This window comes from Mycobacterium sherrisii, assembly GCF_002102355.1.
Lineage (GTDB): Bacteria > Actinomycetota > Actinomycetes > Mycobacteriales > Mycobacteriaceae > Mycobacterium > Mycobacterium sherrisii.
In genome coordinates this window covers 121,720-140,861 of record NZ_LQPT01000099.1, presented here as the reverse complement: position 1 = coordinate 140,861, position 19,142 = coordinate 121,720, and the positions used below count along the sequence as shown (strand labels likewise).

Genomic DNA, 19,142 nt, shown 5'->3' with positions numbered 1-19,142 from the left:
CTCCAGGAGGAATTCGCACGACCTTGCGGGCGCCGGAACGGGGGATGTACCGCGGCCCGCTCTCTTCGGTATGGTCCCAAGCCGACAGCACCTCGGACGACAGTAATTTCGCAGACAGACGGCAATCGACATGGGGGCAAGCTCGCCAGCGATGAGTGAGAACAGTTCGCGGCGCCGGGTGTCGGCGGTGATCCGCGCCTTGAACGAAGGAAAACACATCGGCCGGTTGCTGAAGGGACTCGAGCAGCAGACCGTCAAACTCGACGAGATCATCCTGGTCGACTCGGGGTCCACGGACGATACGGTTGCGATCGCCGAAGCCGCCGGTTGCACCATCGTGCACATCGCGAAAAATGAATTCTCTTTTGGGCGTGCGCTCAACAGAGGCTGCTCAGTGGCGACGGGCGACATCTTGCTGTTTGCGTCGGCGCACGTGTATCCGGTCTACAACACCTACGTGGAGCACATCGTCGGCGCCTTCGAGCGCGAAGGCGTGGCCATTGCCTACGGGCGCCAAGTCGGTGATCAGCGGACCAAGTTTTCCGAATCGCGGGTGATGCTGAAATGGTTTCCAAACCAGAACATCTGGGACCAGGGCCACCCGTTCAGTAACAACGCCAATGCAGCGGTTTTGAGGTCAGTGTGGGAGGAAACGCACTACGACGAGACTCTCACCGGCCTTGAAGACCTCGACTTCGCCAAGAAGGCCCTGGACAAGGGGTACAAGATCGCCTACGTCGCGGATGCGCCGGTGGTGCATGTGCACGAGGAGACATGGAGCACCATTCGCAATCGGTATCGGCGCGAGGCGATGGCTTATGCCCGGATCGTCAAAGGGTCGGAAATGTCATTGCCGCGGGCCTTAAGTCTTGCGCTGACGAACATCGCAAGCGACTACCGGGACGCGGTGAAGGCGAACCTGTGGCGCAGTAACGCATTGAGCATCCCGCAGTTTCGATTCGCTCAGTTCATCGGGGCATGGCAAGGCTTTCGGGAGCCCGACCATGTATCGGCGCGGTTGTTGGAGCGCTTCTACTATCCGGCCGAATCGCAAAGCAGTGAGCCCGCGCCCGCGCCGGGTCGCAAGATCGTCTACTCCGAAGACTCCTGAATCACCGACCGTTAGGGAGCAATGAGCCGCACCGTCGCGATCGTTCCGATGCGCCACAACAGTGAGCGCGTCCCCGGGAAGAACTACCGCCCGCTGGCGGGAATTCCGTTGTACCACCACGTCGTCCGGACGTTGGTTGCGGTGCCCGAGATCGACCTGATCGTCGTCGACACCGACAGTGATTTCATCATCAAGGACTGCGCCGAACACTTCCCGCAGGTGCAGGTGCTGCTGCGCCCGGAGCAGCTGCGCGACGGCAACATCGCCATGAACGACGTGCTCCTGAACACGCTTGAGCAGGTCGCTGCCGACGTGGTGCTGCAGACCCACTCGACCAATCCGTTTCTCAAGTCCAGCACGGTGTCGGCGGCGCTGAAACTATTTCAATCCTCGCATCCCGAATACGACTCGGTGTTCAGTGTGACGCGTCTGCAGGCTCGCCTCTGGGACGGCGAAATGCGGCCCGTCAATCACGATCCGTCGGTTTTACTGCGGACGCAGGATCTGCCGCCGCTGTTCATCGAGAATTCTTGTTTCTTCATCTTCACCCCGGAGTTGTTGCGTGAACGAGGAACTCGCATCGGTGCGCATCCTCGCACGGTGGAGATGGCTCCGCTGGAGGCCGTGGACATCGACAACGAAGACGATTTCCTGTTGGCGGCCGCCCTCGCCGAAACCAATGGAATTCGCACATGAGCGCCCCGCTGATCCTCGTGACGTGCCGGCAGATGCAGATCGAGCTGCCGCGGCACCGCGACCGGATCGAGGAGCTCGGCTATGACGTGCTGGCGCCCGATCTGGGTGGGCGCCAACAATTCAGCGCTGCCGAGCTGCTCGAGTACGGTGACCGTTTGGTCGGCATCATCGCCGGCGATGACGAACTCGACCGCACGTTCTTCGACGGAACCCCCAACCTGAAGACGGTGATCCGCTGGGGGATCGGCATGGACTCCGTTGATCATGAGGCCGCCCGTGAGCGTGGAGTTACGGTACGCAACACCCCGGGGGTATTTGGTCAGGAGGTCGCTGATGCGGCGTTCGGCTACATCCTGAACCTGGTTCGCGGCTACATCGCGGTGGACGCTGCCGTACGCCGTGGTGAATGGCCGAAGTTCGAGGGTGTCACGCTTGCCGGCGCGCAGCTCGGAATCGTGGGCTACGGTGCGATTGGTCGTGAAATCGCCAAGCGGGCAAAGGGTTTCGACATGGATGTCGTTGCCCACGACCCGCTCATCGATGCCGCCCAGTCCGACGTGCCGATCGTCCAGCTCGAGAAGCTTTTGGCAACAAGCCGTTTCATTGTTTTGGCGTGTCCGTTGACGCAGCAGACATTACGCCTGGTCAACGCCGAGCGTCTCGCATTAGTGCGTCCGGACGCTTTTCTGGTCAATGTGGCCCGCGGTCCCGTCGTCGTGGAGAAAGATCTTATCGAGGCGCTGAAGAACGGCCGGCTCGCGGGGGCGGCGCTCGACGTGTTCGAGGTCGAGCCGTTGCCGCTCGACAGTGAGCTTCGGACGCTGCCCAATGTTGTGCTTGGTGCGCACAACGGATCCAACACGCGCGAGGGTGTGGTGCGCGCAAGCGCCACGGCGGTCGACTTCCTGATAGAGGAGCTGATCCGGTGAGCGCCGCGATCATCGTCACCGGCGCCGCCGGGGGGATCGGTACCGCCCTGTGCGAACGCGTGCGCAAAGACGGGTACCTTGCGATCGGTATCGACAGGAATGTCGCGCCGGCGGCCGATCTGCATTTGCAGGTCGACCTGGGGGAGTCCGAGCAGCTGGTACAGCTGGGCCGGCGGCTGGGCAGCGATTACGAGCTCAAAGCGGTCGTCCACAACGGCGCGGTGCAGCCGATTGCGGGGGCGGGGGACACGCCGTTCGATGAGTGGGCGAATGCGTTGCGGGTCAATGTGCTTGCTGTCGATGCCTTGGTTTCGGGCACGCGCGAAAGCCTGGCCGCGAACGATGGTTCGGTGGTCGTCATCAGCAGCGTGCATGGTCGGGCCACCACCGGTGGCATCACGGCGTATGCCACAACAAAGGCCGCGCTGGAGGGGTGGGTGCGTTCTGCGGCCATGGATTTGGCGCCGAGTATCCGCGTCAATGCCATCGCGCCTGGAGCAATCGACACGGCGAAGCTACGCGAGGGGTTCGCGCGTTGGGGGGAGACCGCCGAGGAACGCAAAGAACTGTTGCGCCAGCGCACGGCGCTTCAGCGCATCGGGGAGCCCGGCGACGTCGCCGGAGCGGTGTCGTTCTTGATCGGCGACGACGCGCGTTTCATCACCGGAACGGTGTTGGTGGTCGACGGCGGGGCCACCGCCCGTCTGGGATCCGAGTGAGGAGATCGGCACTCAGTGAACATGTTTCGTGAGCACTCCGCCCGCATCCTGACCCGCTCCATCGCGAGCACGCAATACTGGTTGAACGACACATTGACCTCTGCAGGCCGGGCAAACCACGCATTTATACGCCAGTTCAGCGGGATTCATCGCGGTGACCGGTGCGTCATCATCGGCAACGGTCCCAGCCTGAAGAACACGAACATGGGGCTGTTGCGGGACGAGTACACGTTTGGCCTCAACCGCATCTACTTGATGTTCGACGAACTCGGATTCGAGACGAGCTTCCATGTCGTCATCAATCGGCATGTGGTTGAACAATGTGCCGATGACTTTCGCAAGATCAAGGCACCCCTGTTCACCACCGCGTTGAACCGCGAATTCCTCGACGGCGCAACCAATACTGCGTTTCTCAACACGATCGTCGGGTTGTGGCCGTACTTCTCGCGTGATGCCGCCCGCGGAGTGTGGGAAGGCTATACGGTCACCTACGTGGCGATGCAGCTCGCCTACTACATGGGCTTCTCTGAGGTCATACTGATCGGCGTCGATCACCGCTTCGCCGTAAGCGGCACCCCCAACCAACTGGTCGAGTCGACCGGACCGGACGCCAGCCATTTCGACCCGCAGTATTTCCCCAAGGGGTTCAAATGGCAATTGCCCGATTTGGAGAACTCTGAGATCGCATACCGGTTGGCCCGCAAGGCATTCGAGGAGGACGGCCGGCGCATAGTCGACGCGACCGTCGACGGCGCGTTGACGGTGTTTCCCAAGCTTTCCCTCGAAGAGGCCCTCAATACATGACGGGTCGGGTGGGACGTCAACCACAGGGGATTCGCAGACAGGTGAACAGATGGTTTTGAAGGCATTGGCGCGGCGAGTGTTGCCACCGTGGGATCTCGACGAGGTCGGGATGGTGTTTTATGCCATCGGCAGGACGCCGGGGACCATGCTCGACGTGGGAGCGCACCAAGGGTATTCGGCCGCACCATTTTTGGTACGCAAGTGGACGGTCTACGCGTTTGAACCCGACCCGGCCAATCGTGCGATCCTGTCCAAGCGCTTTCCGAACCTGACCATCGATCCGCGCGCGATATCCGAGCGGGACGGTGACGAGGTCCAGCTGTTTACCAGTGACGTTTCGACGGGCATCAGCACCCTGTCGCCGTTTCACTCGACTCATACGCCGACCACCACGGTGCGAACCGTGCGGCTCGACACCTACATCCGGGAGCACGGCATCGAGCAAGTCGATTTCCTGAAGACCGACACCGAAGGGTTCGACCTGTTCGTGCTGCGCACATTCCCCTGGGACACGCTGCATCCCAAGGCCGTGGTGTGTGAGTTCGAGGACAACAAGACAACCCGATTGGGCTACGACGTGCACGACATCGCACGATTCTTGCAGCAGCAGGGCTACTCCATCGTGGTCTCGGAGTGGGAACCGATCACCCAGTACGGCGTTCGGCATACGTGGCGACGTTTCGCGCGATACCCGACCGAGCTTGGCGGTGATACGTGGGGCAACCTCATCGCAGTCGACCCGTCTTTGCTCGAATCCATTGAACGGGCAGGGCAATCCGCCGTCAGGCGGATGCGCATTCGCCGCTGGGCCGAGTCATGAGGCGTGCAAGATCAGATGTGTCTGGTCCCAGCGCTCGGATCGGTAGGTGGCGTTGCTGTACCCAAATTTTTTGAGCAGCGTATTTACCTCTTCGGCCGACGAACCGAACCCCGGAAGGAACGTGTCGTGGACTTCGATGAACAGAGCCCGAGGTCGGTTCGGTCCAGTTAACAACCGCTTAGCCCCTCGCAAGACGAGGATCTCGGCGCCCTCAACATCAAGCTTGATCACAGTCGGGCGCGGTAGTCGGCCCTCGGCCATGAGACTATCCAACGACCGAGCGGTGACGGGGACGCTGCCACTTTCACCACGCTGATGAACCAAGCTTGGACTGTTGCCGTCGTCGCCGTCGGTATATAGCAAAACGCTGCCGTCTGCGTCGCTGACGGCGATCGGTTCGACCGCGAAACTCCGATCAGGATTGAGGTTGCTATTGACCGTGAGTCGACGTTGGATGGCGGGGTCGGGCTCGAAAGCAACGGTGCGGCAGATCTTCGCGGCATGGAGTGCGACCATGCCGATGTTGGCGCCGATGTCGAACAATACGTCGTCGGGGCACAGGTCGGCGAGCATCGCGGCGGTGTATTCCGTCTCGCCGCCATGCTCGAGCACGCGGAAGGTTTCCACGAGATTGCTAATCTCGAACCGCACGCCAGCGGCATCGAATTCCGTCACGGTCGCGACGAAGGGAAGTCGGCGTTTGTAAAAATACTCGTTGACGCGGGTCCTAATGCTTGCCGCAGTTTGCTGAATCATTTTCACTTTAGCCGTCGCCTTCCGGGAAATCGCACGGCTCGCACTCTACCGTTTTGGTGGACGTGGGAGGTAGTCTCGGCGCCGCCTGGTTCGCGGTGCACGCGCAGCCCGACATCTACTATGAAGGCGCAGCGACGATCGAATGCTAGCTGTGACTAGCGTGGACCAACAGAGGCAGGAGTCCAGTGAAGAGAGCGCTGATCACCGGGATCACCGGGCAGGATGGCTCGTACCTAGCCGAGTTGCTGCTCGCCAAGGGGTACGAGGTCCACGGGCTCATCCGCCGAGCCTCCACCTTCAACACGTCCCGGATCGACCACCTCTACGTCGACCCCCACCAACCGGACGCACGATTGTTCTTGCACTACGGGGATCTGACCGATGGGACCCGGTTGGTGACCTTGCTGAGCACGATTGACCCCGACGAGGTGTACAACCTGGCGGCACAGTCGCACGTGCGGGTCAGCTTCGACGAACCGGTACACACCGGCGACACCACGGGGATGGGATCGATCCGCCTGCTGGAGGCGGTCCGCCTGTCCCGCGTCGACTGCCGCTTCTACCAGGCGTCGTCGTCGGAGATGTTCGGCGCATCCCCGCCGCCGCAGAACGAGCAGACACCCTTTTACCCGCGGTCACCGTACGGTGCGGCAAAGGTCTATTCCTATTGGGTCACCCGCAATTACCGCGAAGCGTATGGATTATTCGCAGTCAACGGCATTTTGTTCAACCACGAATCGCCAAGGCGCGGTGAGACATTCGTGACTCGAAAGATTACGCGCGCGGTAGCCCGGATCAAGGCCGGCGTGCAATCCGAGGTGTATCTAGGCAATCTCGATGCCGTGCGTGACTGGGGATATGCGCCGGAGTTCGTCGAAGGGATGTGGCGGATGCTGCAGGCCGACGAACCCGGGGACTTCGTGCTGTCGACCGGGCGCAGTTATTCGGTGCGCGACTTTGCCCAGACCGCATTCGAGCACGCCGGGCTCGACTGGCAGAAGCACGTGAAGTTCGACGATCGCTATCTGCGGCCCACCGAAGTGGACTCGCTGATCGGCGACTCGACCAAGGCCGCCCAGTCGCTGGGATGGAAGGCATCGGTGCACACGGGCGAACTCGCCCGGATCATGGTGGACGCCGACATCGCCGCACTCGACTGCGACGGCCGACCATGGATCGACAAGCCGACCCTTCCCGGCTGGAGCTGAGCACCGGCATGGAGACGTCAATCGGCACCCTGGACCGCGCGCTACCCGTGTACATCGCCGGGCACCGCGGGCTGGTCGGATCCGCGTTGGTCCGCACGTTCGAGGCGGAGGGCTTCACGAATCTTGTTGTGCGGTCGCATGATCAGCTCGACCTGACGGACCGAGCCGCGACGTTCGACTTCATCCTGGAGACGAGGCCGCAGGTGATCATCGACGCGGCGGCGCGCGTCGGCGGCATCATGGCCAACAACACCTATCCCGCCGACTTCCTGTCGGAGAACTTGCAGATTCAGGTCAACCTCCTCGACGCCGCGGTGGCCGCCCGAGTACCGCGGCTGCTGTTCCTCGGATCGTCGTGCATCTACCCGAAGTTCGCCCCGCAACCCATTCCGGAGAACGCACTGCTCACCGGTCCACTGGAACAGACCAACGACGCCTACGCGATCGCCAAGATCGCCGGAATCCTTCAGGTGCAGGCGGTTCGGCGTCAGCACGGCTTGGCATGGATTTCAGCAATGCCCACCAACCTCTATGGGCCAGAGGACAACTTTTCGCCTTCCGGCTCACACCTGTTACCGGCGCTCATCCGGCGCTACGAGGAGGCCAAGGCCAGTGGTGCCCCCACGGTGACGAACTGGGGGACCGGCACGCCGCAGCGCGAATTACTCCACGTCGACGATCTGGCGAGTGCCTGCCTGCACCTCCTGGAACGCTTCGACGGGCCTACCCATGTCAACGTGGGAACCGGCATCGACCACACCATCAGCCAGATCGCAGACATGGTTGCTGACGCTGTCGGCTACACCGGTGAAACACGCTGGGACCCAACAAAACCTGATGGCACACCGCGCAAACTGCTGGACGTCTCCGTGTTACGGGAATCGGGTTGGCGGCCCAAAATCACACTGCGCGAAGGCATCCAGTCCACGATCGCCTGGTATCGCGCAAACGTGGATGTCGCCCGCCAGTAAGTCCGGGGCTAGGCGCTGGATTCCGCGGCGCGCCGATAGCCACGCACCGCGATCGGAATGAAGACCACGAGCAGGACGACCGTCCAGGCGAACGTTGTCGCCAATGGCCGCACGAGTGATCCGCCGTGGGCCAGCGCCCACATCGCCTCGATGGGCGGCGACATCGGTTGCGCGCGGACCACAGGCTGAAGCCACGGCGGAAAGAGCCCGATTGGGGTGGTGCCGGGATTCAGGAAAGCAAGTGAGACGGTCACCGCCACCAACCACGTCATCACGGTGCGGCCATTCGTGCGAATGGCCAGAGCCATGACCATCGCCGTGTATCCGGTCACCGCGATCGACGGAATCAAAATGTAAAACAATGCGGAGGGCCAACCGTGCACGAAGCGCAACCCCATGGCCACTCCGATCACCGTGATCAGCACCGTCGACACCAACGCGCGCACCGCTTCGGCGGAAAGGCGGCCGATCAACGCGCTCGACCGGTGCACCGGCAGCACCCACATTCGGCTGAGCAGCCGCCAATCACGTTCCATCTGAATGCCCACGGCGCCGCCAAGCGCACCGAACACTGCCGACAGCACCGTGCACAGCGGAACCAGGCCGTACACGCTGTCCACGCCGGTGACCGCACGAACCCGTTCACCCAACACCACTTGGTAAACGACGAGCAGGAAAACCGGGAGCAGCAGCGATCCCATCAGCACACCTTGGTCGCGGCGCCATCGGGTGAGCAGGACCCCCGCCTGTACCCAGCTCTGGGTGAGCAGCGAGCCTTGCATCCCGGGTTGTGTCGTCACCTGGCCCGCCTCTGCATCTTCAGGGTGATAGCCCCGAAGACCACCATCATTCCGAGACACCACGCGAGACTGGTCGCCAAGTTGGTGGCGTTCACCTGTCCACTGGCCATGCCGCGCAGCGTCTCAGCCACTTGGGACACCGGCTGATTGCGCACATAGGGACGCAGCCATTCGGGAAAGGTCTTTTCGGGCGCAATGCCGGTGGACAACATGAAGAGCAGTACTTGCGGCACAAACAGCAGGGGAGTGACCGCTTCCAAACTCGTCGAAGCCGATCCCAAGGCGTCGGCTCCCAAAGCGACAGCCAGGCATAGGAATAACGCGATGAGCACGAAAGCCAGCGCATAGCCAAGACCGCCGGTCATCCGGAATCCGAACGCGTAGCCGGCGATCAGGGCCACCGCGAGGGCAAGCGTGGCCCGCATCAGGGTGGCCGCGATGCGCGCGGTCACGGGATATGCCGCTGGGATCGGCAATGCCGCGATCCGCTCACCCACCGCTGTCAGGCGGTCGCGTGCCGCCCGGTCCGCGGTGACCAGCGCGACGAAGACAACCGATTGGACCACCACGGCCGGCACCAAATACTGCGAATAGCTGATCTGACCCGTATCGACCAGACCGTGCAGAGCCACGCTGAAACCCGCCAAATATGCGACGGGGGAGAGCACCTCGAAGATAAGTCCGCCATCGCGTACCGAGCCGGTCATCGAACGTTCGGTCAAGGCAGCGAGGGCACTCATGATGGTGTGACGGCTCGTTCCGTGAGGTGCAAAAAAGCCTCGTCGAGTGAAGGTTTGCGTAGTGAGATGTCGGTGAGTTCGATGCCGAGCGCATCGACACGGCGAAATACCTCGCTGAGGGTTGCCACTCCGTCCGGGGCCAGCACCGAGACCGAGTTCGTGTCGATGTCGACATCGATACCTTGCAGCCCGGTCAGTGCGGTCGCGACCGCATTGAGGTCGGCGGGATTTGCTGGGGTGACCTGGCAGTAGCCGGAGCCGGCCCTGCGCTTGAGCTCCTCCGCGGTGCCGCTGGCAATGACCCGCCCCTGGTCTATGACGACGATCGAGTCGCTCAGTAGATCGGCCTCTTCCAAATACTGGGTGGTCAACAGCACCGTAATGCCTTGCCGCGTCATCGAACCCACCAGCGACCACAACGTACGGCGGCTGCGCGGGTCGAGCCCGGTGGTCGGCTCGTCGAGGAACAGTACATCGGGTAACACCACCAAGGCGATGGCGAGGTCGACACGGCGCCGCATTCCTCCCGAATAGGTGGACGCCCGCCTGTCGGCCGCGTCGACGAGATCGAATTGCTCTATCAGTTCATCCGCACGGGCCTTGGCTGCACGACGGCTCAGTCCGCGCAATCGGCCGAACAGCACCAGATTCTCGCGCCCGTTCAGCAAGGGGTCCATCGCACTGAATTGCCCGGCGATCCCGATGCTCGAACGCACCTCGGATGCTTGGCGCACGATGTCGTAGCCGTTGACCAGGGCATGGCCGGAGGTCGGACGGATCAGGGTGGACAGGATGTTGATGGTGGTCGTCTTGCCAGCGCCATTGTGGCCCAGCACGCCGCAGACCGTCCCGGCTGGAACCGAAAAGCTCACGCCGCGCAGGGCGTGCGTCGTTTCCCCGAACGTTTTGGTCAGGTCATCGACCTCTATCGCAAGCGGGCTCACAGGTTGAAGTATTTCATGGTGGACGCTTACAGTTGGCAGGATTAGGTCGACATGGTTCCTCGTGTGCTCTCAGGCCCGCGCGTGGCCCGGTAAAGATGCATGTCGCAACCAAATTGGCCGCACCGTGCCGTGTCAGGGCCCACGCCAATATCAACCGACTAGTGAGGCCCACGGCGATCCGCGAACAGTGGAGGATCGACCAACATTGCGCGCGCATGGCGGTTCCGCCGTACGGTCGTCCTACGATCCCAATGTCAGATAGTCCGAAATCCGCGGGAGGGACAATGCAATTATTCGATCGAGCGAATGCCTTGGTCGACGTGCTGAGGCTTCGTTCGCTCGATCGGCGTGGAAAGCCCTTGCGTGTCAAAGTTGATGGAGAGAGCTATTACCTGAACTCAGAGCCAACCGCGCTGTATCACGCACGCCATTCGACGTCCAAGCTTGTGCGCATGGTGGGCTTGATTCATGACGCGAGGACAATATTCGACGTCGGAGCTAACTGCGGCATTTTCGCTGCGCTCTGTGCCCGAAAATTTCCCAACGCTACCATACACGCGTTCGAACCTGCCCAAAAACTGCAACCTATCTTGGCGTTGAACTGCACGTCCCCCAATATTACCGTTCACCAACTGGCTGTCGCCGATCGGAATGGGGAGGTGACGCTATATGTGAATCCTTACTCGCAACAGACGAACAGCTTGCAAATCTCTGCAGTAACAGCATTTCTCGACTCCACCAAGATCGAGAAAGAGACGATCGGCTGCGTTTCGGTTGATTCCTTTTCGGCTGAGCACTCCATACAACCTATCGACGTCCTAAAGATCGATGTGCAGGGACTGGAAGGCGCAGTCCTACGCGGTGCCCGGGACTCACTGGCGAGCGTGCAGTATCTCTTTCTTGAAGTGACCTGGCTGGATCTTGAGGGTGTGCAACGCATTCTGCCAGCGGCCGAGCACTATGGCTACAAGTTTGTAGCCGTCATTAATGAGGTCTATACGGGTGCCGATCTGCTATTCACACGTGAGCCGCTAACTACCGAACTCCCCAAGGTCCTTCAGTTCCCACTTGGCCCCGAATCTGCTGGGCAACCGTGGTTTTGAAACACAACCGCAGCCGTAGCGATCGGAGTTCTACCAATTGAAAGCGAAGACGTCGGCCTACGAATGCTGGTTTTGCGGCCTAGACCGACTGCCTCGGGATCTCGGCCGTGGCGGCGTCATCTTGGAACTCCCGACCTATCAGGGCGCGGACTAACGGGCGCGGGCCTTCGGCCCGCAACATTTGACTGGACGGCCGCGGTCGGACGATCTGTGGCCACCAGAACCACCGCCCCAGCAGCGCCGCGATTGACGGCGTCATGAACGAGCGCACGACCAGGGTGTCGAACAACAGGCCGAGGCCGATCGTCGTACCGACCTGACCGATGATGCGCAAGTCGCTGGATGCCATGGACGACATGGTGAAGGCAAACACCAGTCCAGCGTTGGTCACGACCTTGCCGGTGCCGCCCATGGCGCGAATGATGCCGGTGTTGATGCCGGCGGCGATTTCCTCTTTCATGCGGGAAACCAGCAACAAGTTGTAGTCCGATCCGACCGCAAGAAGGACGATCACCGACATCGGCAAAACCATCCAGTACAGCTTGATGCCCAGGATGTACTGCCAAATCAGCACTGACAGCCCGAACGAGGAGCCGAGGGAGAGGGCCACCGTGCCGACGATCACCAGCGCCGCAACAAAACTGCGCGTGATGATGAGCATGATCGTGAAAATCAGGCACAGAGCTCCGATTCCGGCGATCAACAGGTCGAACTTGGACCCGTCCTTGAAGTCCTTAAACGTTGACGCGGTTCCGGCGACATAGATCTTGGCGTCTTCCAGGGGAGTCGTCTTGAGCGCTTCCTCGGCCGCCGTTCGCACCTTGTCGACGCGGTCCACGCTCTCCGGCGATGCCGGGTCCCCCTTGTGGGAGATGATGAAACGCGCCGCCTTCCCGTCCGGTGACAGGAATTGCGTCATGGCCTTCTGAAAATCCGGGTTCTTGAAAATATCCGGGGGCAGGTAGAACGAGTCGTCATTCTTGGAGTCGTCGTACGCCTGGCCGAGCGCGGTGGCGTCCTTGCTGTCGACGTTCACCTGTCCGAGAATTCCGGACATCGTGCTGTGCATCGTCAGCGTCGTCTTTTTGAAGAACTCCATGGTCGCGATCATCTGCGGATACTGCTCGAGCAGCTTCGGCAGCAACACATCCATCTTGTGGAGGTCCACCAGTAGATCCCCGAGCTTGTCGCTCAGCTCGTCCACCCCGTCGAGCGTGTCAAAAATATTTCGCAGCGCCCAGCAAATGGGAATGTCGAAACAATGCTTTTCCCAGTAAAAGTAGCTTTTGATTGGCCTGAAGAAGTCCTCGAAATCGGCGAAACGATTCCGCAGCTCGTAGAGGATCTGCGTCATTTCGCCGGTCTTGACAATCGAATCGTGCGTGAGAGCGGTGAGTTCTTTCTGCAGTTCGTACAAACGCCTCATCGAGGCGAGCTGAACATCCATTAGTGCGACCTGGTGCAGCATGTCATCCATGCGGGCGTTCAAGTACTTCACATTTTGCGTCTGGGCTGCGTTTTGCATGCTCAGCATGAAAGGAATCGACGTGTGTTGGATCGGCGTGCCTTCGGGGCGCGTGATGCCCTGAACGCGCGCGATCCCCGGAATCTTGAAAATTCCCCTGGCTAGTCGGTGCAGGACGATGAAGTCGGCAGGATTGCGCATATCGTGATCGGACTCGATCATCACGATTTCCGGCAACATGCGGGCTTGCGAGAAGTGCCGGTCGGCGGCGGCGTAGCCGACATTGGCGGGAATGTCGTCGGGCATGTAGAGCCGGTTGTTGTAACTCGTCTGGTAGCCCGGCAATGTCACCAGACCGACCAGGGCGACGGCGATCGTCGCGATCAGAATGGGCGCGGGCCAGCGCACTATTGCCGTGCCGATCCGGCGCCACCGACCGAAGCGGATGGCCCGGGTGGGGTCAAGTAACCCGACACCGCTCGCGATGGTGATGACCGCCGGCACCAACGTCAGCGCGATCACCACGGACACGACCATGCCTAGCGCACACGGCGCACCCATCGTCTGGAAAATCGGCATGCGGGTGAAGCTCAGGCACAGCATGGCGCCGGCGATCGTCAAACCGGAACCCAGGACAACGGGAACAACGCTTTGAAAAGTGGTGTAGAACGCGGTTTCTCGGTCCTCACCCGCTTGCCGTGCCTCTTGATATCGGCCGAAGAAGAAGATGCCGTAGTCGGTGCCGGCCGCCATTGCCAGGGCCACCAGCAGGTTCACGGCGAAGGTCGACAGCTGAACCAGACTGTGATCACCGAGAAACGCGACAATTCCGCGAGCGGCGAGTACCTCGATACCGACGGTGATCAGCAGCAGGATCACGGTGATGATCGACCGGTACACGAAGAGCAGCACCACGAAAATGATCACCGCGCCCACCGCGGTCATCTTCAGGATGGATCTATCGCCCGCCTGCTGCATGTCCGAGAACAACGCTGACGGGCCGGTCACATAGGCATTGATGCCGGGCGGTGGCGGGTTCTTAGCAAGAATGCCCCGGACCGACGCAAGCGAATCCTGGCCCAACGTGGTGCCCTGGTTTCCGGCCAGGTTCAACTGGACATAGACGGCCTTACCATCGGCGCTCTGCGCGCCCGCGGCGGTGAGCCGGTCGCCCCACAAATCCTGTACGTGCTCAACGTGTTTGGTATCGGCTCGCAACTCGCGAACCAGCTTGTCGTAGTACCGGTGCGCATTGTCGCCGAGCTCGTGCTGGCCCTCGAGGACGAGCATGACAAAGCTGTCCGAGTCGGACTCTTTGAAGACCTTGCCCATCCGCAGCATTGCCTGGACCGCCGGCGCGTCCTGGGGAGCCAACGGCACGGAGTGCTCGCGGCCGACTCGCTCCAGTGAGGGAACCGCGAAGGTCACCAGCAACGTCAGGGCCACCCAGCCCAGGATGGTGAGCGCCGACAGCCTGCGAAGTGCCTTGGCGACCGGCGGCTTCTCCGCGGACCGCTCGGACTGTTCGATGCGGATCGGTTCTGTGGTCACGCGAGCCTCACCGCGATTCTTTCAGCAGCAGCGACCGGACCAGCGGCCGAGACCCCAACGGCCGCAGCATTTGACTGGCCGGCCGGGTGCGTACTTTTTGCGGCCACCAGAACCACCGCCCCAGCAGCGCCGCGACCGACGGCGTCATGAAGGCGCGCACCACGAGCGTGTCGAAGAGCAGTCCCATCCCGATCGTGGTGCCCAGCTGGGCGATGCTGCGCAGGTCGCTGACCGCCATGGAGGCCATGGTGAACGCGAACACCAGCCCCGCATTTGTCACGACCTTGCCCGTGCCGGCCATCGCCCGGATGATGCCGGTGTGTATGCCGGCGTGGAGTTCTTCTCTCATTCGGGACACCAACAGCAAGTTGTAGTCGGACCCCACGGCCAGCAGGACGATCACCGACATCGACAGCACGGTCCAGTGAATTTGCAGCCCAAGCAGGTACTGCCACACCAGAATCGACATGCCGAACGACGCGCCCAATGAGAGCAAGACCGTACCCACGATGACCAGGGCGGCGATAAAGCTTCGCGTCATGATCAACATGATGATGAAAATCAGACACAGCGCGGCGACGCCCGCGATCAATAGGTCATATTTGGCGCCGTCAACCAAATCTTTCACCACCGCCGCCGTCCCGGTGAGATAGATCTTCGAGTCTTCTAGCGGTGTGCCCTTCAACGCTTCCTCGGCTGCCGTCTTGATCGGCTCGACACGGGAAAGCCCTTCGGGCGTAGCCGGATCGCCCTTCTGCGAGATGAGCATTCGAGCGTTCTTGCCGTCGGGCGACAAGAAAATTTTCATGACACGCTTGAAGGCGTCGGAGCTTTCGATAATGCCCGGCGGAATATAGAAAGAGTCGTCGTTTTTGGAGCTATCGAAGGCTTGGCCCATCGCGTTGGGGTTCTGGCCGCCGTTCACCTCCATCTGCCCAAGGGTGCCCTGCATGGTGCTATGCATGGTCAGCATCATCATCCGCATGCTCTGCATGGTGTCGATCATCGGCGGGATTTGTATAACCAACTGGGGCAGAAGGACGTCGAGCTTATCGAGGTCTCCCACCAATTCGGTGAACTTGTCGTTCACCTCGTCAACGCCGTCGAGGGCATCGAAAATGTTTCTCAATGCAAAGCAAACGGGGATGTCATAGCAATGCTTTTCCCAGTAGAAATAGCTGCGCACCGGTCTGAAGAAATCTTCGAAGTTCGACACATGGTCTCGCACCTCCGCGGTCGCCTTCTGGATCTCATGCGTCTTGCCGACCATGTCATGGGTGACGCCGACTAGTTCTTTCATCAGCCCTAGCATGCGCTGCATCAACGCGATCATCTTGGCCAACTCTTCGGCCTGCTTCAGCATGTCTTCCATGCGGTCCTTTTGGAACGCCATGTTGGTCAACTGGGTCGACTGCGACATGCTCATGATGTACGGAATGCTGGTGTGCGCCAACGGAGTTCCCTCGGGACGGGTCACGCTCTGCACCGTGGAGACGCCGGGTACCGCGAGAACGCCCTTGGCTAGTTGGTTGAGCACCAGCATGTCCGTCGGATTACGCAAATCGTGATCGGTCTCGACCAGAAGAATTTCGGGCATCATGGTTCGCGACTCGGGAAAATGTCGTGCCGCGGCCGTGCTTCCGACGCTGGCAGGGATATCTGCCGGAATGAATTTCTGGTCGTCGTAGCTCGGGTTATACCCCGGCAGAGTAAGCAGCCCGACCAATGCGACGGCGATCGTCGCGACGAGGATGGGTACTGGCCAGCGCACAATCGCGGTACCGATTCTTCGCCAGCTCCGGACCTGAATCTTCCGCTTGGGCTCGAACAACCCGAACCGGCTTCCGGCGGCGATGAGCGCCGGTCCCAGCGTGATGGCCACCAGGACAGCGACGGCGATGCCGACCGCATTCGGAATGCCGAGCGGCTGGAAATAGGGGAGCCGAGTGAAGCTCAAACATAGAACGGCGCCGGCAATCGTGAGGCCGGAGGCCAAGACGACCTTGGCGACGCTGGTAAAGGTGGTATAGAAGGCAGTCTCGCGATCTTCGCCATCTTGCCGGGCTTCCTGATATCGGCCGACGAAAAAGATGCCGTAATCGGTTCCCGTGGCAATGACCGCGGCGACCAACAGATTGACCGCGAAAGTGGTCAGGCCGACAAGGCCGTGATACCCAAGGAACGCCACCATTCCACGGGATACCTGCAGCTCCAGCCCAACCATCAGCAACAGCAGAATGACGGTGAAGATCGAGCGGTAGACGAGCAACAGCATGATGAAGATTACGGAGAGGCTCGCCAGGGTGACCGTCGTGACCGTTTCCTGGCCGGCCTTGTTCATATCCGCGACCGTTGCGGCGGGGCCGGTGACGTAGACCTTCAGGCCTGGCGGCGTCGGCACGCTCGCGACGATCTTTCGGACCGCTTCCACCGAGGCGTCGCCCGCCGATGCGCCCTGACTGCCGCCGAGGTTCAACTGCACATAGGCGGCCTTACCGTCGGTGCTCTGCGCGGCCGCTGCGGTGACCGGGTCGCCCCAGAAGTTCTGAATGTGCTGGACGTGCTTGGTGTCGGCTTCCAGCCGGCGGATCAATTCGTCGTAGTAGTTGTGCGCGTCCTGGCCGAGCGGACGGTCGCCCTCCAGCACGATCATCGCCAAGGCGCCGGAATTGGATTCCTTGAAGTCCTGGCCCAACCGGGCCATGGCTTTGAAAGCGGGGGCGCCGACGGGATTCAGCGAGACCGAATGCTGTTGCTCCACAACCTCAAGGGGGGGAACGCCGATGGTCAGTAAGACGGTAAGGCCCAGCCAGCCCAAGATGATGAGTACCGAAAACCGGTGGATTCCCCGCGCAATTAACGGTGGTCGCGCGGGCCGCGGTGTGCCGACGTTTTGGTCAATCATGCAGCCGTCAGCACGCAGTACGTGAAGGCGTTCACCTCGTGTGAGACCTTCTCGGACTTGACGGTGCCGTCAACGATGATGCGGCAGCCGATCGTGTCGCTATCGCCTTGTGCCACAACGTTTCCCACAATGGAGGGCAGCGTAGTGGAGAGATCCATCGACCACGGCAGCGTGACCCCGTTGATGTGCTGCGGGTCGGCGTTGACGTCGAAATAACTGATGTCGGCGACCGTGCCCGGGGCCCCGAACACCTCGTACTTCAGATGCTTGGGGTTGAACGGCTTGCTGTCCTTGATCCGAGTGTCGGCATACGACTGGCGCTTCTCCGAGCCGAAGATGCCGTGCAGTCGCGAGACCGTGAACCCGCCGGCAGTAAGCACGGCCACGATGAGCAAGGGGATCCACAGCCGACCCAGCAGCCTGAGTGCGCCCGCCCCGACATTTCGGCGGTTCGATCGGGAAGGCTTCACCGGTTGGGACTCGGGCGACGGTTGACGACCGAACCGTCCGAAACGACCGGACGGCCCGTTAGCGTCGGCACTGCCTTCGGCGGCGACGTCGGACCGGGCTCGAACGTCGTGTTCGACCACCGCACCCCCTTCAACCCGTTCCCGGACTCGCTATGTCACCCGCTCGACATTCACCTAAACCGCGGTCGCACCCTGCCAGACCTGCGGCGGTCATCTCAAACGAGCGGCGTTCGGCGAGTGCAACCAGATCTTGACGAGTAAACCATGTCAGCGGCTCCGACATCGGATCTTTGGAAACCCGATATCGGATCGTAACTCCTGCTTCCTGCGTAACGGCACGTTACCAAAGTGCCGAATCCCCTCACCGGTAACGTGTGGCCTGCATCATTGTCCCGAACAATGGTGACGCATATTACATTCTTACCCGATGTTGCGCGAACAGCCCACTTACCAGCGTTCTTGGCCACCAGCTAACAAAGTCCGGTGAAAGTCGAGGCCGCGAAATCGCGCCCTCACGATCGGCATCCGTGATCCATTGACCGCAACGTCGACGCACGTTGCTGCGGAATTCTTCGGCTCAAGCGGCTGCGGGGGCGTCCGGGCCCCATGTCGAGACCCGCGCCGGGCGGTTGAGATCCCGCAACTATTGAGCAACCTGACCGTAACTCATTCGTCTTACTGCGGGTTGTACCGTAGCCTGGTCAGGCAATAGACAGCCCATGCCGTCCCTGCAGGTTACTGCACTCCCAGGCGCCAACGCCCCGCGTAGCGCCCCCGCAACCAATTGCCAAGCGGTGTCACGAGTGCTTAACAGATCACACCGGGAACTTTGTCCAAACGCCCGACCGAGCCTGTTGGCCTCCAGTATGGTTTGGAGCGATCCCGCTTATATCGAGAGAACGCCTGGAGAACTGTGAGCACGAATCCGTTCGACGACGATAATGGCAGTTTTTTCGTGTTGGTCAATGATGAGGAGCAACACAGCTTGTGGCCGACGTTCGCCGACGTTCCGCCCGGATGGCGGGTGGTTTTTGGTGAAGCCGACCGGGCGGCATGCCTGGACTACATCGAGCAGAACTGGCCCGACATTCGGCCGAAGAGTCTGCGCGACCGGCTGGCAGCGGGGCGGAGTTTTGATAAGTAAACCGCC

General features: G+C 61.1%; 17 protein-coding genes. 10 read left to right on the top strand and 7 right to left on the bottom strand.

Annotated elements, in window-relative coordinates; all coding sequences use genetic code 11:
- Window positions 1-151: 151 nt before the first annotated feature.
- The 6 genes from AWC25_RS20535 to AWC25_RS20510 are packed head-to-tail and all read left to right on the top strand — an operon-like array spanning window position 152 to window position 5,079.
- Window positions 152-1,111, top strand: a complete 960-nt coding sequence (locus tag AWC25_RS20535; RefSeq protein WP_085167381.1) for a glycosyltransferase family 2 protein — start codon at window positions 152-154, stop codon at window positions 1,109-1,111.
- 21 nt (window positions 1,112-1,132) lie between these two features.
- On the top strand, window positions 1,133-1,807 hold the full coding sequence (locus tag AWC25_RS20530; RefSeq protein WP_085167379.1) for an acylneuraminate cytidylyltransferase family protein: 675 nt from the start codon (window positions 1,133-1,135) through the stop codon (window positions 1,805-1,807).
- Window positions 1,804-2,736, top strand: a complete 933-nt coding sequence (locus AWC25_RS20525; RefSeq protein WP_085167377.1) for a phosphoglycerate dehydrogenase — start codon at window positions 1,804-1,806, stop codon at window positions 2,734-2,736. Before AWC25_RS20530 ends, AWC25_RS20525 begins: the two co-directional genes overlap by 4 nt.
- Entirely contained in the window at window positions 2,733-3,455 is a 723-nt protein-coding gene (locus tag AWC25_RS20520; RefSeq protein WP_085167375.1) for an SDR family NAD(P)-dependent oxidoreductase, read from the top strand. The genes AWC25_RS20525 and AWC25_RS20520 overlap by 4 nt, the downstream gene beginning before the upstream one ends.
- Before the next feature lie 21 nt (window positions 3,456-3,476).
- Window positions 3,477-4,259: a 6-hydroxymethylpterin diphosphokinase MptE-like protein gene (locus AWC25_RS20515; protein WP_244899568.1), complete on the top strand. Its 783-nt coding sequence runs from the start codon at window positions 3,477-3,479 to the stop codon at window positions 4,257-4,259.
- 49 nt (window positions 4,260-4,308) lie between these two features.
- Entirely contained in the window at window positions 4,309-5,079 is a 771-nt protein-coding gene (locus tag AWC25_RS20510; protein WP_085167373.1) for an FkbM family methyltransferase, read from the top strand.
- On the opposite strand, the gene AWC25_RS20505 is transcribed toward AWC25_RS20510, so the two are convergent.
- Complete coding sequence (locus AWC25_RS20505) at window positions 5,074-5,835, bottom strand: FkbM family methyltransferase (protein ID WP_085167371.1); 762 nt, start codon at window positions 5,833-5,835, stop codon at window positions 5,074-5,076. The two genes, AWC25_RS20510 and AWC25_RS20505, sit on opposite strands and share 6 nt — an antisense overlap.
- 185 nt (window positions 5,836-6,020) lie before the next feature.
- Here AWC25_RS20505 and gmd point away from each other — a divergent pair, with 185 nt between their 5' ends.
- Both gmd and AWC25_RS20495 read left to right on the top strand, forming a co-directional pair.
- Window positions 6,021-7,043, top strand: a complete 1,023-nt coding sequence (gene gmd, locus AWC25_RS20500) for a GDP-mannose 4,6-dehydratase (protein WP_085167369.1) — start codon at window positions 6,021-6,023, stop codon at window positions 7,041-7,043.
- Between the two features lie 8 nt (window positions 7,044-7,051).
- Entirely contained in the window at window positions 7,052-8,014 is a 963-nt protein-coding gene (locus AWC25_RS20495; protein ID WP_085167438.1) for a GDP-L-fucose synthase family protein, read from the top strand.
- Window positions 8,015-8,022: 8 nt separating this feature from the next.
- Here the strand turns inward: AWC25_RS20495 and AWC25_RS20490 are convergent, their stop codons facing one another.
- From AWC25_RS20490 to AWC25_RS20480, 3 genes are read right to left on the bottom strand one after another with little or no spacing between them, the layout of a single operon-like run.
- On the bottom strand, window positions 8,023-8,796 hold the full coding sequence (locus AWC25_RS20490; protein WP_085167367.1) for an ABC transporter permease: 774 nt from the start codon (window positions 8,794-8,796) through the stop codon (window positions 8,023-8,025).
- 14 nt (window positions 8,797-8,810) lie between these two features.
- Window positions 8,811-9,554 carry an ABC transporter permease gene (locus tag AWC25_RS20485; protein ID WP_069399536.1) on the bottom strand — a complete coding sequence of 248 codons (744 nt, stop codon included), beginning with the start codon at window positions 9,552-9,554 and terminating at the stop codon, window positions 8,811-8,813.
- Entirely contained in the window at window positions 9,551-10,498 is a 948-nt protein-coding gene (locus AWC25_RS20480) for an ATP-binding cassette domain-containing protein (RefSeq protein WP_069399535.1), read from the bottom strand. The genes AWC25_RS20485 and AWC25_RS20480 overlap by 4 nt, the downstream gene beginning before the upstream one ends.
- Window positions 10,499-10,782: 284 nt before the next feature.
- Between AWC25_RS20480 and AWC25_RS20475 the strand changes: the two genes are divergently transcribed.
- Window positions 10,783-11,601, top strand: coding sequence for an FkbM family methyltransferase (locus AWC25_RS20475; RefSeq protein ID WP_158089766.1), 819 nt, complete (start codon window positions 10,783-10,785; stop codon window positions 11,599-11,601).
- Window positions 11,602-11,680: 79 nt separating this feature from the next.
- On the opposite strand, the gene AWC25_RS20470 is transcribed toward AWC25_RS20475, so the two are convergent.
- The 3 genes from AWC25_RS20470 to AWC25_RS20460 are packed head-to-tail and all read right to left on the bottom strand — an operon-like array spanning window position 11,681 to window position 17,938.
- Window positions 11,681-14,602 (bottom strand): MMPL/RND family transporter, encoded by a 2,922-nt coding sequence (locus tag AWC25_RS20470; protein WP_372513469.1) that lies wholly within the window; start codon window positions 14,600-14,602, stop codon window positions 11,681-11,683.
- A gap of 22 nt (window positions 14,603-14,624) precedes the next feature.
- The gene (locus AWC25_RS20465; RefSeq protein WP_085167364.1) at window positions 14,625-17,522 is read right to left on the bottom strand and encodes an MMPL/RND family transporter; all 2,898 of its coding nucleotides are present in this window, start codon (window positions 17,520-17,522) and stop codon (window positions 14,625-14,627) included.
- Window positions 17,519-17,938: an MmpS family transport accessory protein gene (locus AWC25_RS20460; protein ID WP_069399551.1), complete on the bottom strand. Its 420-nt coding sequence runs from the start codon at window positions 17,936-17,938 to the stop codon at window positions 17,519-17,521. Before AWC25_RS20460 ends, AWC25_RS20465 begins: the two co-directional genes overlap by 4 nt.
- Before the next feature lie 967 nt (window positions 17,939-18,905).
- Here AWC25_RS20460 and AWC25_RS20455 point away from each other — a divergent pair.
- The gene (locus tag AWC25_RS20455) at window positions 18,906-19,136 is read left to right on the top strand and encodes an MbtH family protein (RefSeq protein ID WP_069399532.1); all 231 of its coding nucleotides are present in this window, start codon (window positions 18,906-18,908) and stop codon (window positions 19,134-19,136) included.
- Window positions 19,137-19,142: the final 6 nt, after the last annotated feature.